A 15,144-nucleotide genomic window follows, 5' to 3' on the forward strand; every position below is an offset into this window, starting at 1 on the left:
GCATTGGAATGTCATTGATTATAACAAATTTCTAAACATTGTATTTATGCATTTAAACAAACAGAATTTTATAATAATACTTGCAGCTTTCAGTCTGTTGTCATCTTGTGTGTATCATTTTGACTTGGATGAAATTTCAGAGGTTCCTAAATTAACGGTATATAGTTATCCTGGAAGTGGAGATACTACGGTGGTACGTCTTTCGCACAGTCTTCCAGTTTATGACAAAGGCATGAGAATGTATGGATTAAAGGGAAGGGACATCAGACTGGAAGTGAATGACATTGCTGTTCCTTTGTTGTGGACAGAGGATTCATTGCCGGGAGTCCCCGCCAAAAGTTATTATGTGGTGCAGCCCTATGGGACGAGTGACCGTGTCCGGCTTACAGCTTCGGTAGAAGGGGTGAAAGCAGTATCTGCCTTTACCATTATTCCTGCTCCTTTTCCCTTAAACGCTGTTAAAATAGAACGAAAACCCTCTGAGTTGAGTGTGCTCCAGCTTCAGATAAATTTTACCGATTATGCAAAGATTGAAAATTACTATGCGGTAACGGTCAAAGAAAGGGTGAAGTATTGGAAAGAGGGGACTTCGGAGGTGCATTATGGCAAACCGTCTTCTGCTTATATGGACTGGAGTGATGAGCCAATGTTGGATGCTTCTTCTGGTTTGGATGACATTTTTATGGGAAACTATGCGTACTATCAGAATCTGTATTTTTGGAGCGATGAGAAAATTCAGGGAAAGAATTACACACTTCGCCTGAATATGACTTACATACCTGATTACAAGACTTCTATTCAAGATGAAACTTTTATAAACAGAAAGCAATATAAGGTTTATTTATATAGTCTGTCTGAAGAGTTCTACCGTTATTTGAAATCACTTAATGAGCAGAAGAATAATGAACTGGGTAATGTGGAGCTGGCTCCTATGCGGGCTACTTACACCAATGTGGAGAACGGTTTCGGACTGGTAGGTGGTTGCTGCTTGCGGCAAACGGAGTGGATGGAACTGTCAGAGTCTGAAACACAGTTAGATTTTGACCATGCAGTGTTTAATGTTGAATATAATGTGGATTCGATAAAAAAGAATCACCCGTTTATTTCGCTGAATAATGAATCGTTAAGTAAATAAAACAGAAACTAGATTAAAAATAATAACGCTAATTGGAAATCAGTATGAAACGATTATCTTTTTTCTTATTCCTTTTCTTTTTATGGATGACAGTTCGTGCACAGATGCTCCGTTCTTCAGGCCTAGTGCTTTATGGAGGGAAAAATACCGTAAACTACCAGGTGGCTTCACCGGAGAAAGGATTACCGCCTTTCGATTTGGCAAACTCCCGTTTGGGGGCTGATTTTACTTTGGGTGCCGGATACCGCTGGCGGCTGAATCGTCCGGATACCGGCTGGTTCTTCGACTTGTCGTTATCGGCAAGATATGGCCGCTACAGCTATGGATTCCGTTATCTTTCTTCTGACGTGCATACGACGTATGTGGGCGGAGAAGGAATCCGTAATCTGTGGTCGGCATCTTTTGCTGGAAGTGTGGGACGGTACCTGTTTCGAGGATTGAATCTGTCGGTAGGAGTGGAGCCTACTTTTTATTTTTATGACAAAAGTTTCTTCGACTTGCCGGTATTTGCAAGATTGGCGTATGACTTCAGATTCATGGAAGTGGCTGTGCAATACAAATGGGGGATGACAAGGAAGTTCAATATGTCTCCTTTCTTGCGTAACCGACTTTCAGGCTGGGAGTGTTCGGTCTATATTCCTTTGTCAAGACGGAAATGATTTTTCTTTGAAAGGGATGGATTTTCTATAAATTTCTGTAACATATTGAGAAATACAGATTTAATAGCTTTCAGTACTTTCTTGTCAGTACTTGAGTACTTCCACGTAAGTACTGTAGTACTCCAAGGAAAGTATTAGAGTACTGCCAAGGAAGTACTGATTTAATGAAAGACTCGTGTGTAAGGGGTGAGAAGGGTTTTTAACCTTCTTTTTTCTTGAAATATTCGTATCCGATGCGGCAGAACAGACATTTCTTGGTGTCGCAGTAATTCTTTTTGAGTTGGATGAGTGCCTGGCTGTCGCCGGCATGGGCGGCTTGCAGACCACATTCTTTCCACAGCCGGATGATGTAGTTGTTTTCCGGTTTAAGTTGCTCCAGCAGGTTGCCGGCACGTTCGGTGAGCCGTTCCTCGCCTTTGTGCTTGCCGTAAGCATAGAGGAAGGGAACCACGGTATTGATAATCAGCAGGTCGATGGAGGCGTCGCTGAGGGTTTTCGGACGGGCAGGCGAGGATTCGCCGAAAACGTAGTGGGTAAGCCAGTAAAGGGAGGTACCTCCACGCAGCAGGTCGCGCAGTTCTTTCACCGTAGAGGCCAGCAGCAACTGAGAGAGCATGCCCTGGGAACGGTGGTAGAGGTTGGCCAGCTGGGCGATGCGTACGTGCGGAAAGTTGCCCGGGCGCATGCGGAGCATTTTCCACCGAAGGTGTTCGGAGGGCTGTAGCTCGAATTTGTGGGCCAGGTAGGCGTATTCCTTGGTAAGCTGAGCGGAATAGTCGTCGGACGGGAGTTCCTGCAACAGGCCGGCCTGCCCGAAGAAAATGGCTTCTATCTGAAAAAGATTATCGCGGTGCTTGTTGACGGCTTGCAAGGGAATGGTCTGTGCCCATTGCTCGAAGGCGTCGCTGTTGGTGCCGAAACCGAAGTTGCGGGCTAAGGTGAGAAAAAAGGCTTGTTCCCAGTCGCCTTTGCTTTGGGTAAGCTGGGCCTGGATGCGCTGTGTCTTCTGCTCGAAACGTTCGGTCTGCAGGCTGGAGAGCCAGCTGTGGAGCAGGAGTTTGGGCAGGCGAGGGATAAGGCGGTAGCAGGCCGGGTAATGGCTGGTTTCAATCAGCTCGCGGTAGTTGTCTAACAGGTAGGGCGGATAGTGCAGCTCCATTTGCGGGATGGGTGTGCCGTCGGTGCGGAAGGTTTCGGCATCGATGTCGGAAGCCACATGCAGAATCACAGAGTCGTAGGCGCGGTCCTGATGATGGTGGTGGCGTTTCCAGTCGGAAGCGTGCACGTGGATTTCTACATTTCCCACCCACAGAATGCCGTCTATCTTGATTTTCGCATTGAAAAAGTCGGGTCCTGCATCGGGATTGGGGAGTCCGGGGTCAATGACTTCCACGGTTTGTCCTTGCGTGGTATGCAGCGGAGTGAGCGGAAAAAGCTTGTGTTTCCATACAAACTGGAGTAGATGTTCCATGTTAACGAGCTGTAAATGTTGGGTAAATGTAATGATTAATACTGAAAAACACTATCTTTGCGAATAAAATTATCATCAGAATTATGAAAATTGCATTAATTGGATATGGAAAGATGGGAAAGGAAATTGAAAAGATTGCCCTTTCCAGAGGTCATGAAATTGTGAGTATCATTGATATAAATAATCGGGAAGATTTTGCTTCGGAGGCTTTCCGTTCGGCCGATGTGGCCATTGAATTTACGGCTCCTTCAGTGGCTTACGGCAATTGTCTGGAGGCGTTCAAGAATGGGGTAAAAGTGGTATCGGGCAGCACCGGATGGATGGGAGAGCATGGCGAAGAGATGCGCCGTCTGTGCCAGGAAGAGGGTAAGACGCTGTTCTGGTCGTCTAACTTCAGCTTGGGTGTCGCTATCTTTGCGGCGGTGAACAAGTACCTGGCAAAGATTATGAACCAGTTCCCGAACTACGATGTGTCGATGGTAGAAACCCACCACGTGCACAAGCTGGATGCCCCGAGTGGTACGGCCATTACACTGGCTGAAGGGATTCTGGAAAACCTGGACCGCAAGCAGAAATGGGTGATGGGCACACTGACTGCTCCCGACGGTACGGTGACGGGCACGACCGACTGTGCACCGGATGAATTGCCAGTGAGTGCCATCCGCGAAGGGGAAGTACCGGGTATCCATACCATCAAATATGAATCGGAGGCTGATTCTATCGTAATTACACACGACGCAAAGAACCGCAAGGGGTTTGCATTGGGAGCGGTGCTGGCTGCAGAATATACGGCTGCGCACCAGGGCTTCTTAGGTATGAATGATTTATTTCAGTTTTGAGTATGATACAGGCATCGCGTAAACAATGGATAAAGTTCGGCATAGTGCTGGTGCTTTACCTGATTTTCCTGATTTGGTTGAAAAGCTGGCTGGGACTGGTAGTGGTTCCGTTCATCTTTGACGCATATATTTCCAAAAAGATTCCCTGGACATGGTGGAAGAAATCGACCAACAAGACCGTGCTGACGGTGATGGGCTGGGTGGATGCCATCGTGTTTGCACTGGTGGCAGTCTATTTTGTGAATCTGTATTTCTTTCAGAACTACGTGATTCCTTCTTCGTCGCTGGAGAAATCGCTGCTGGTGGGTGACTATCTGTTTGTAAGCAAGATGAGTTATGGTGCCCGTATTCCGCAGACACCGCTCCACATGCCGCTGACGCAGCATACGTTGCCGGTGTTCAACTGCAAGTCGTATCTGGAATGGCCGAAGTGGGACTACAAACGGGTGGCCGGACTGGGAGAGGTGCAGCTGAATGACATCGTAGTGTTCAACTTCCCGGCAGGGGATACGGTGGCTACCGGCAATCCGGCAGAAGACATCTATCGCATGAGCTATGCCATCGGTAAGCAACTTTCGCAGCCTATTGACTTGGCCAGCCTGAACCTGGAGCAGCAACGGGATGTGTATGATTATTATTACTCGATAGGACGCAAGTATATTGACGAAAATCCGCAGCTGTATGGTGAGGTGATTACCCGTCCTGTAGACCGGAGAGAGAATTACGTGAAGCGTTGTGTAGGTATGCCGGGCCAGACACTGGAAATCAAGAACCGGATTATTTACCTGGACGGTAAGGCCAACAAGGAGCCGGATAATGTGCAGTATCGTTATTTCGTGCATACCAAGGGCATGCTGCCGGAGGATTTATGTCATGAACTGGGCATCAGCCAGGAGGACCTGATGGCTTATTATACGGAGGAATCGGTGTATAACATGCCGTTGACTGAAAAGGCGAAGGCTGCCTTGCTGGCACGGAAGGACTTGGTGACTGCCATTGAAAACGTGCCGGATGATGATGCAGGCGGACTGTATCCGGATAACAAACTGACGGGCTGGACAGTAGATAACTACGGTCCGATATGGATTCCGAAGAAGGGAGCTACCATAGACCTGACACTGGATAACCTGCCGATGTATGAACGTCCGATCAAGAACTACGAAGGCAACAGCCTGGAGGTGAAAGACGGAAAAATCTACATCAACGGACAGGAAACGACGAAATACACCTTCAAGATGGATTATTACTGGATGATGGGTGACAACCGTCATAATTCGGCCGACTCACGTTTCTGGGGCTTCGTGCCGGAAGACCACATTGTGGGTAAACCTATTTTTATCTGGCTGTCGCTGAATCAGGATCGTGGCTGGTTTGACGGAAAGATTCGCTGGAACCGTCTGTTTAAGTTTGTGGATTCCATTAAATAATCTATGAACAAAGGAAAGTCCGGATGGTGGTGGTTGAGAGCGGCCGGCCTGACGGTGTTGACCGTATGGCTGGTGCGGACCCTGCTTGTGACGACTTGTGTAATTCCTTCTTCCGGGATGGAAAATTCTCTTTATCAGGGAGAACGGATTCTGGTCAACAAGTGGAGCTACGGGCTGCGTTTGCCTTTTTGTTCGCTTTTCGGCTATCATCGGCTGGCATCTTCGCGTGCGGAGAAGGGGGATATTCTCTTGTTCAATAACCCTCATCCCCAGCAGGTGGAGAAAGGAATAGAGTGGAGAGAGCTGTTCATCAGTCGCTGTATCGGCACGCCGGGAGATACGCTGATGTTGGATGCCGACCTGAACTGTGTGGGCGGAGAGGTGCTCAGCCCGGATGCCAAATCGCTGTATGCTTATCCGGTGTCTTCGGAAGACTTGATGCTGACTGTGCTGTCGGTGCTGGGTATCAAAGGAAATACGCTGGCCGGATATACTTCCGACGGGGGGTATATACGGAGTTTCAGCCAATATGAATATTACTTGATTTCGCAGAAACTGGAGGGACGGATTCCGCTGGTTCCGCTGGATGAAAAGAACCGTACGGAAGTGCATCCGTATGTGATTCCGGCGAAAGGCGTTCCGGTGAAGGTATATCCCTGGAATGTGACCTTGCTCTGCAATACGATTGTGGCGCATGAACACCAGCCTGCAGAGGTTCGTCACGATACGTTGTATGTGAAGGGAAAGCCCGTGGAGGCTTATACGTTTGGCAAGGATTATTACTGGGTGGCTTCCAATGACCCGGTGAATATTTGTGATTCCCGCTTGTTCGGGTTCGTGCCGGAGGACCACCTGATAGGGAAGGCTTGGCGCATCTGGTACTCTTCGCGGAAGGGGCGCTTCTGGCAGCGGGTGCAATGACATAAACTAAGAAAGAATGAAGAATGAAGTGATTTTGGGGTCGGCCTATCTGGCTCCCGTAGAATATTATACCAAACTTTTTGCTTATCCTTCGGTACGTGTGGAGCGTTATGACCACTACATGAAGCAGACTTACCGCAACCGGTGCGTGATTGCATCGGCCGACGGACCGTTGGTACTGACCATTCCGACGGAAAAGAGTGACGACCTGAAGTGTGTGATGAAGGATGTACGTATTTCAGACCATGGCAACTGGCGGCATGTGCACTGGAATGCGTTTGTAGCCGCTTACAAGCATAGTCCTTTCTTTGATTACTATGCAGATGAGTTTCACCGGTTCTTTGAGCAGAAATATGAGTTTCTGTTCGAGTTTAACCTGGAGCTGTGTGAGTGGGTGTGCCGGCAGATTGACATGGAGCCTCGCCTGATACCTACCGAGGAATACATGCCGGAAGTGGAGTGTGCCGATGATTTCCGGGAACTGATTCATCCCAAACGGGATTATCGGGAGGCGGACAAGGCATTCTTTCCTAAACCTTATTATCAGGTGTTTGACCAGAAGCTGGGTTTTCTGCCTAATCTCAGTGTGATTGACCTGCTGTTCAATATGGGACCGGAAAGCTTACTGGTGCTGCGTGACTCGGTGCGTGCGTTCAATGAAATTTAAGGATACATATTCCTTCAAACCCGATTTTATGTTGTACATTTGTAACTGAATCAATGATTTAACAATATGAATAATCTTCCAACAGTAACGAAAAACCTGCTTATTATCAATGTGCTCTGTTTCTTCGGGATGTTTGTGGCCCGGAAATACGGAGTGGATATAGAAAATATGCTGGGTCTTCACTTTTTCCTGGCTTCGGATTTTAACCTGGGGCAGCTTATCACTTACATGTTCATGCATGCCAATTTCTCGCATATCTTCTTCAATATGTTTGCGGTATGGATGTTCGGACGGGTGCTGGAACAGGTGTGGGGACCTAAACGCTTCCTGACGTATTACCTGATTTGTGGTATTGGCGCCGGCCTGATTCAGGAGTTGGTGCAGTATGTGGAGTATCTGGCGGTGTGGTCTAATTATGATTCGGTCAATACGGGACTGGGTATCATTCCTATGGATGTGTTCCTGAACCAGCTGACTACCGTAGGTGCTTCGGGAGCGGTGTATGGCATTTTGCTGGCATTTGGTATGTTGTTTCCCAACAGTCAGATGTTTGTATTCCCGATACCGGTGCCCATCAAGGCGAAGTATTTTGTGATTGGATATGCGGTGCTGGAGCTGCTTTTAGGATTGGGAAGCAACGATGGAGTAGCCCATTTCGCTCACCTGGGAGGTATGTTGTTCGGCTTGATACTGATTGTTTATTGGAGAAAGAAAAATGGCGGCGGACGGATTTATTACTGATTTGAAAAGAAAGTTCCAGCAGGGAGACATTGTGCTGCGTCTGGTGTATGTGAACGTAGCGGTGTTTCTGGCAGTGACACTGGTGCAGATTTTTCTGACCTTATTCAATGTGTCTGCTTCACCGTGGATGAACTATCTGGAACTGCCGGCATGGACGGAGGTCTTTATCCGTAGGCCCTGGACCCTGATTACTTACATGTTCATGCATGCCGGTGTGCTGCACATCTTGTTTAATATGCTGTGGCTATTCTGGTTCGGTCGTCTGTCTCTGGCTTTTTTCTCGTCGAAGCACTTGCGCGGACTTTATTTCCTGGGAGGTATCTGTGGCGGATTGCTTTATATGCTGGCATATAATGTGTTTCCTTATTTTCAGGATGCCGTGTATTCTTCCTATTTGCTGGGTGCTTCGGCTTCTGTGTTGGCCATTGTGGTGGCGGTAAGTGTACGTGAACCGAATTATCCGGTACAGTTCCTGTTTATCGGTACGGTGCGTCTGAAATATGTGGCTTTGTTCATGGTGGTGCTTGATTTGCTGTTCATGACTTCTGACAATGCAGGCGGGCACATCGCACATCTGGGTGGAGCACTGGCCGGATGGTGGTTTGCGGCAGGATTGCAGAGCGGCCACGATGCCACAAAATGGATAAACCTGGTGTGCGACTGGTTTGCAGGCTTGCGACGTCCGGTGAAGCGTAAACCCAAGATGAAGGTGCACTACGGAGGACGTCAGGCAGATTATGAATACAATGCCCGGAAAAAGGAACGTGAGGCAGAAATTGACCGGATTCTGGACAAACTGCGTAAGTCGGGCTATAACAGTCTGACGGATGACGAGAAAAAAAGCTTATTTGATGCAAGTAAGAAATGAGTATTTGGAAACATACGTTTAGAGGAGTCTTTATTTTAGGAAACCTGGTTGTCGGGACCGGATTTTTGTGCTGTGCTTACAGTCCGCTTCTATCGCCGGTGGCTCATCCGGTGCTGGCTTGTGCGGGGTTGTTTTTTCCCTTTTTCTTGTTGGCTTTGATTGTTCTTGCAGTAGTGGGGCTGTTTCATGGATGGAAGTTTATGTGCCTTCCTTTGCTGCTCTTACTGGCAGGAGGAGGGGCAGTCGCGACGTATACTCCGTTTGGAGGAGGGGAAGAACCTACGGACGGGGATGTACTGAAATTTCTGACCTACAACGTTATGAATATGTACGGAGATGCGGAAAATGAATCTCGTCCCGTGCAACATTATATTCAGGAAAGTGATGCAGACGTGGTTTGTCTGCAGGAGTATCAGTGGGATGCTCAAGAGACTAGGAAGGTTTTCCCTATGTATCCTTACAGAAAGTTGCTGAAAGCGTCTAACGGAAATGGGATGGCTTGCCTGTCGCGATTCCCGATTCTCTCGGTAGAACAGATTCCTTATGAAAGTGGGAGTAATGCCAGTTTTTTACTTCGGCTAAACATAAAAGGGGATACACTGACGTTGATATGCAATCATCTGGAATCGAATAAACTGGATGCGCATGATAAGGAAGTATACGAGGGATTGCTGAAATCGCCTGAAGAACAGAACGTGAAATCGGACAGTAAATACCTGTTGCATAAATTAGCTGATGCCGTGGCCATCCGTGGACCGCAGGCTGATTCGGTGGCACAGGCCATCTCCCGGCAGTCAGGTAAGTATCTGCTGGTATGCGGTGATTTCAATGATTCTCCTATTTCGTATGCGCATCACACCATCGGAAAAGGATTGACAGATGCTTATCGTGAAGCCGGCTGGGGACCGGGATTCTCGTATAACCGGAATTTTCTGTATTTCCGCATTGACCATTTGTTTGTGAACAAAGGATTTAAAGTATTGAAATGCCGTGTGGACAATTCCATTTCAGCATCCGACCATTATCCGTTGTGGTGTTTGGTAGAGAAGTTATAACCTGATAATAAATAGAAGATGAAGAATTTAATTTTTGCAGCAGCTATGAGTTGTATGGTATGTGCCTGCGGTCAGCAGGCGGCAGATACGGGCAATCCGTTCCTGTCAGAGTTTGAGACCCCTTATGGAACACCGGACTTTGACCGTATCAAGGTGGAACATTATGAACCGGCTTTCTTGAAAGGCATTGAGCAGCAGAATGGGGAAATCAAAGCCATTGTAGAGAACCCGGAGGAACCGAGTTTTGAGAATACGATTGTGGCATTGGATAATAGCGGGGAGATTCTGGCTCGTGTGAGCGGTGTGTTCTTTGCTTTGACAGAAGCAGATACCAATGACGAAATGATGGCGCTGGAAGCAAAGATTGCGCCGATGCTGTCTGAACACAGTGATAATATTTTCCTGAATCAGGAGCTGTATAAGAGAGTGGCTGCTGTTCATGCTCAGGAAGAGGCTGGAAAGATTCAGCTGACCACCGAACAGCATTATCTGCTGGATAAATATTATAAGGAATTTATCCGTTCTGGTGCCGGACTGGATGCACAAAAGCAGGAACGTCTGCGTGAAATCAACAAGCAGCTTTCTACACTGACCATTGAGTTCGGTAATCATGTGTTGGCCGACAACAACGATTATCTGCTGGTGGTAGATAAGAAAGAAGATTTGGCTGGTCTACCGGATGCAGTTATTGCAGGAGCTGCACAGGAAGCCAAGGCACACGGAAAAGACGGTAAGTGGGTATTTACTTTGCAGGAATCCAGCCGTACTCCGTTGCTCCAGTATGCTCAGAACCGTGAACTGAGAAAGAATATCTATCAGGCATATACCAGCCTGGGTAACCGTGGCAATGCCAATGACAACAAGGAAGTGCTGAAAAAGGTGCTTGCTCTTCGTCTGGAAAAGGCACAGCTGATGGGATTCAACAATTTCGCAGAGTATCAGTTGGCTGACAACATGGCGAAGAACCCGAAAAATGCACTTGACCTGCTGTATGGCTTGTGGGAATATTCTATCAAGAATGCCAAAGCGGAAGCAGCTGAGTTACAGAAAATCATGGACCGTGAAGGAAAAGGTGAGAAACTGGAAGCATGGGACTGGTGGTATTATGCAGAAAAGCTTCGCCAGGAGAAATATGATTTGAATGAAGATGCCATCAAGCCTTATTTCAGTCAGGAAGATGTGCACAATGGACTGTGTACGGTGGTCAACAAGTTGTATGGCATTACCTTGACTCCTTGTGATTCTATTTCTGTATATAATAAGGATGTGAAGACTTATATTGTGAAGGATGCAGACGATTCATTGTTGGGCGTGTTCTATAGCGACTACATGCCTCGTGCCAGCAAACGGAGCGGTGCCTGGATGAGTAACTTCCGTGAACAGCAGGAAGGGGTTCGTCCGTTGATTTATAATGTGGCCAGCTTTACCAAACCGGCTGGTGACCTTCCTTCCTTGCTGACAATCGATGAAGCACGCACCATGTATCATGAGTTCGGACATGCTTTGCACGGATTGCTGACTCAGTGCAAGTATAAAGGTGTGTCTGGTACTTCTGTAGCTCAGGATTTCGTGGAACTTCCTTCACAGATTATGGAACACTGGGCTGTATCACCTGAAGTGCTGAAAATGTATGCCAAACATTACCAGACTCGTGAGGCTATTCCTGATTCTCTGATTGCCAAGATTGAAAATCAGGCATTGTTCAACCAGGGCTTTATGACTACAGAACTGTTGGCAGCTGCCATTCTGGATATGGAAATGCACTGTCTGACTACGATGGAAGGATTCGACGTGCTTCAGTTTGAAAAACAGCTGATGGACAAATTGGGACTGATCCCGCAGGTTGCGCCTCGTTATCGTTCTACTTACTTCAACCACATCATGGGTGGTTATGCAGCTGGTTATTATAGCTATATCTGGGCTGAACGTCTGGATACAGATGCCTTTGAAGCGTTTAAGGAACATGGCTTGTTCGACCAGGCTACTGCTACCTCTTTCCGCAAGAACATTCTGGAAAAAGGTGGTTCAGACGACCCGATGAAACTGTATGTAACCTTCCGTGGGGCAGAACCCAGTCTGGATGCGTTGCTGAAGACTCGCGGATTGAAATAAAATGTCCGGATAGCAGAGAAAATCTGTACAGAGTATAACTAAAAGAGGGAGTATAGCTTCATTTTTGCAAGCTGTACTCCCTTTTTTAGGCTCTAAGCCTTAAATATTTACAATCCTTTCCGCATATAAATGAAAAAAAAACTATATTTGCAACCTTGAATAAACGTATCAAATTTTAAAAGTAAATATAATAAACTAAAGTAACATGCAAAACAAAGGATTTGTAAAGGTTTTTGCGGTATTACTGACCCTTGCGTGTGCTTTTTACCTTTCGTTCTCATTCGTTACACGTTATCAGATGAACAAGGCGGCTGAGGACCCGAAAGGTTCGGCACATTACCTGGATTCCATGCAGAATCAGAAGGTGTGGTTGGGGATTTATACGCTGAAACAATGCCGTGAGATGGAAATCGGGTTGGGTTTGGACCTGAAAGGTGGTATGAACGTCATTCTGGAAGTTTCTGTACCAGATGTAGTGAAGGCGTTGGCCGACAACAAACCGGATGAAGCTTTCAATAAAGCTGTAGCGGAAGCTGCAAAATTGCAAATTAACAGCCAGGAAGACTTTATTACGCTGTTTATCAGAGAATACAAGAAACTGGCACCGGAGGGCAAGCTTGCCGAACTCTTTGCAACTCAGCAGTTGAAGGATAAAGTAAATACCCGTAGTACTGACGCTGAAGTAGAAAAAGTATTACGTGAAGAGGTAAGTGCTGCTGTTGATAACTCATTCAATGTTTTGCGTACACGTATTGACCGTTTTGGTGTAGCTCAGCCGAACATCCAGACACTGGAAGGTAAGATGGGCCGTATCATGGTAGAATTGCCGGGTATCAAGGAACCCGAACGTGTGAGAAAACTTTTGCAGGGTTCTGCTAACCTGGAATTCTGGGAAACATTCGAAGCAAAGGACATCGTTCCGGTACTGGCTTCTGCCGACAACCGTGCTCGTGGTTTGCTGAATGTGGAAACTCCGGCTGATTCGGCAAAGGTGGAAGCTGATACGGCCGCTGTAGCCCAGACTTCAGCAGTGTCTGCCAAAGACAGTCTGGCTGCCGCATTGAAGGGCGAAACCGCTGCCGCTTCCAGTGCGAATATCGAAGCACTGAAGAAAGAACATCCGTTGCTGGCCGTATTGCAGCTGAACCAGAGCGGAGTAGGTTGCATCGTCGGATATGCAGACTATAAGGATACTGCCGACGTAAACCGTATTCTGGATATGAAGGCCGTGAAGGAAATCCTGCCGCGCGACCTGAAACTGATGTGGGGCGTGAAAGCCTCGGATATGGACAAGACAGGACGTATCTTCGAATTGTATGCTATCAAGTCTACAGAACGTAACGGCCGTGCACCGCTGGAAGGTGATGTGGTGACTGACGCAAGAGATGAATACGACCAGTTCAACAAGCCTTGCGTAAGCATGTCCATGAATACGGAAGGTGCCCGCCGCTGGGCTGCCCTGACCAAGAAGAACATTGGCCGGGAAATCGCCATCGTATTGGACGGATACGTGTACAGTGCTCCGCGTGTGAACTCTGAAATCACCGGAGGAAACTCGCAGATTACCGGTAACTTTACTCCGGAAGTGACGAAAGACTTGGCCAACGTATTGAAATCCGGTAAGATGCCTGCTCCTGCACGCATCGTACAGGAAGACATCGTGGGTCCGTCTCTGGGTCAGGAATCTATTAACCAGGGTATTGTGTCTTTCATCGTGGCTCTGATTGCCCTGATGCTTTATATGTGCGTGATGTACGGACTCATTCCGGGTATGGTGGCGAACGGTGCGCTGTTCATCAACTTCTTCTTCACGCTGGGTATCCTCTCGTCATTCCAGGCTGCCTTGACGATGTCCGGTATCGCCGGTATGGTATTGTCACTGGGTATGGCCGTGGATGCGAACGTATTGATTTACGAACGTACGAAAGAAGAGCTTCGTGCAGGAAAGGGAACCAAGCAGGCCCTGGCCGAAGGTTACAAGAATGCCTTCTCTGCCATCTTCGACTCGAACCTGACTTCTATCATTACAGGTATCATCCTGTTTAACTTCGGTACTGGTCCTATCCGTGGTTTTGCCACTACCTTGATTATCGGTATCCTCTGCTCATTCTTCTCAGCTGTGTTCTTGACTCGTCTGGTTTACGAACACTTCATGAACAAGGACAAATGGCTGCACCTGACATTCACTACAGGTATTTCAAAGAACCTGATGCAGAATGTACACTATAACTTCATGGGTATTACGAAACGTTCGTTTACTATCTGGGGAGTTGTCATCGTAGTATGTATCATTTCATTCTTTGTACGTGGTCTTGCACAGAGTATCGACTTCACCGGTGGACGTAACTTCGTGGTTCAGTTTGAACAGGTTGTACAGCCGGAAACTGTACGTAGCTTGCTGCAGCCGAAAGTGGGTGATGCAAACGTGCAGGCTATTGCTTTGGGTACAGACGGTAAGACAATCCGTGTGACTACCAACTACCGTATCAACGAAGACTCTCCTACAATCGATGCCGAAATCGAAGAGTTCCTTTACAATGCGTTGAAGGAAGGTAACCTGTTGGGAGAAGGTACCACACTGGAAATCTTCATCGACCGCGATAACCGTGCCGGAGGTTCTATCATCAGTTCCCAGAAGGTAGGTCCCAGCATTGCCGACGATATTAAGACTTCCGCCGTATGGTCAGTGGTACTGGCCTTGATTGCCATTGGTCTGTATATCTTGGTTCGTTTCAACAACATTGCCTTCAGTATTGGTGCTACGGTTGCATTGACGGTAGATACTGTGCTGATTATCGGAGCATACTCCTTGTGTCACGGATGGATGCCGTTCTCTCTGGAAATAGACCAGACATTCATCGGAGCCATCCTGACTGCAATCGGTTATTCTATCAATGATAAGGTGGTTATCTTCGACCGTGTGCGTGAGTTCATCGGCTTGTATCCGAAACGTGACCGTACGCAATTGTTCAACGATTCGCTGAACACCACTTTGAGTCGTACCATCAACACTTCTTTCAGTACCTTGATTGTGTTGCTGAGTATCTTCATTCTGGGTGGCGACAGCATCCGCAGCTTCGCATTCGCTATGATTCTGGGTGTAGTAATCGGTACATTGTCTTCATTGTTCGTAGCTGCTCCGGTAGCTTACCTGACAATGGGTCATAAGATGCCGAAACAGGCTGGTGAAGCAGAATAAATTAGAAATCTGATATAATGTTTGAAAGCGGCTGTTTTCCTCGTGAAAGC

General features: G+C 47.3%; 12 protein-coding genes. 11 read left to right on the top strand and 1 reads right to left on the bottom strand.

Translation table 11 applies throughout. From position 1 onward, the window contains the following. Positions 1-46 precede the first annotated feature (46 nt). Together DXD04_RS00455 and DXD04_RS00460 are read left to right on the top strand one after the other, a co-directional pair. Positions 47-1,135, top strand: coding sequence for a DUF4249 domain-containing protein (locus DXD04_RS00455; RefSeq protein ID WP_181977437.1), 1,089 nt, complete (start codon positions 47-49; stop codon positions 1,133-1,135). A gap of 44 nt (positions 1,136-1,179) precedes the next feature. Beyond that, positions 1,180-1,794, top strand: a complete 615-nt coding sequence (locus tag DXD04_RS00460; RefSeq protein ID WP_229035199.1) for a hypothetical protein — start codon at positions 1,180-1,182, stop codon at positions 1,792-1,794. A 199-nt stretch (positions 1,795-1,993) separates the two neighbouring features. Here DXD04_RS00460 and DXD04_RS00465 read toward each other — a convergent pair whose 3' ends face one another. Further along, on the bottom strand, positions 1,994-3,265 hold the full coding sequence (locus DXD04_RS00465) for a DUF2851 family protein (RefSeq protein ID WP_117670019.1): 1,272 nt from the start codon (positions 3,263-3,265) through the stop codon (positions 1,994-1,996). Between the two features lie 83 nt (positions 3,266-3,348). Here DXD04_RS00465 and dapB point away from each other — a divergent pair, with 83 nt between their 5' ends. The 9 genes from dapB to secDF all read left to right on the top strand — a co-directional run bounded on the left by dapB (position 3,349) and on the right by secDF (position 15,094). Next, positions 3,349-4,104, top strand: a complete 756-nt coding sequence (dapB, locus tag DXD04_RS00470) for a 4-hydroxy-tetrahydrodipicolinate reductase (protein WP_007559449.1) — start codon at positions 3,349-3,351, stop codon at positions 4,102-4,104. 2 nt (positions 4,105-4,106) lie between these two features. Beyond that, positions 4,107-5,531 (top strand): S26 family signal peptidase, encoded by a 1,425-nt coding sequence (locus DXD04_RS00475; protein WP_117670021.1) that lies wholly within the window; start codon positions 4,107-4,109, stop codon positions 5,529-5,531. Positions 5,532-5,534: 3 nt separating this feature from the next. Further along, positions 5,535-6,452 (top strand): signal peptidase I, encoded by a 918-nt coding sequence (gene lepB, locus DXD04_RS00480; RefSeq protein ID WP_117670024.1) that lies wholly within the window; start codon positions 5,535-5,537, stop codon positions 6,450-6,452. Positions 6,453-6,468: 16 nt separating this feature from the next. Next, positions 6,469-7,119 (top strand): WbqC family protein, encoded by a 651-nt coding sequence (locus DXD04_RS00485; RefSeq protein ID WP_117670026.1) that lies wholly within the window; start codon positions 6,469-6,471, stop codon positions 7,117-7,119. Positions 7,120-7,185: 66 nt separating this feature from the next. Beyond that, positions 7,186-7,860 carry a rhomboid family intramembrane serine protease gene (locus DXD04_RS00490; protein ID WP_117670028.1) on the top strand — a complete coding sequence of 225 codons (675 nt, stop codon included), beginning with the start codon at positions 7,186-7,188 and terminating at the stop codon, positions 7,858-7,860. Beyond that, positions 7,835-8,728 carry a rhomboid family protein gene (locus DXD04_RS00495; protein WP_117670029.1) on the top strand — a complete coding sequence of 298 codons (894 nt, stop codon included), beginning with the start codon at positions 7,835-7,837 and terminating at the stop codon, positions 8,726-8,728. Before DXD04_RS00490 ends, DXD04_RS00495 begins: the two co-directional genes overlap by 26 nt. Beyond that, positions 8,725-9,783 carry an endonuclease/exonuclease/phosphatase family protein gene (locus tag DXD04_RS00500; protein WP_117670031.1) on the top strand — a complete coding sequence of 353 codons (1,059 nt, stop codon included), beginning with the start codon at positions 8,725-8,727 and terminating at the stop codon, positions 9,781-9,783. Before DXD04_RS00495 ends, DXD04_RS00500 begins: the two co-directional genes overlap by 4 nt. Before the next feature lie 18 nt (positions 9,784-9,801). Beyond that, positions 9,802-11,895 carry a M3 family metallopeptidase gene (locus tag DXD04_RS00505; protein WP_117670033.1) on the top strand — a complete coding sequence of 698 codons (2,094 nt, stop codon included), beginning with the start codon at positions 9,802-9,804 and terminating at the stop codon, positions 11,893-11,895. 205 nt (positions 11,896-12,100) lie between these two features. After that, a complete protein-coding gene (secDF, locus tag DXD04_RS00510) occupies positions 12,101-15,094 on the top strand; it encodes a protein translocase subunit SecDF (protein WP_117670034.1) in 2,994 nt (997 codons plus the stop codon). The last annotated feature ends 50 nt before the right edge of the window (positions 15,095-15,144 follow it).

This window comes from Phocaeicola plebeius (genome assembly GCF_003437535.1).
GTDB classification, from domain to species: Bacteria; Bacteroidota; Bacteroidia; order Bacteroidales; family Bacteroidaceae; genus Phocaeicola; species Phocaeicola plebeius_A.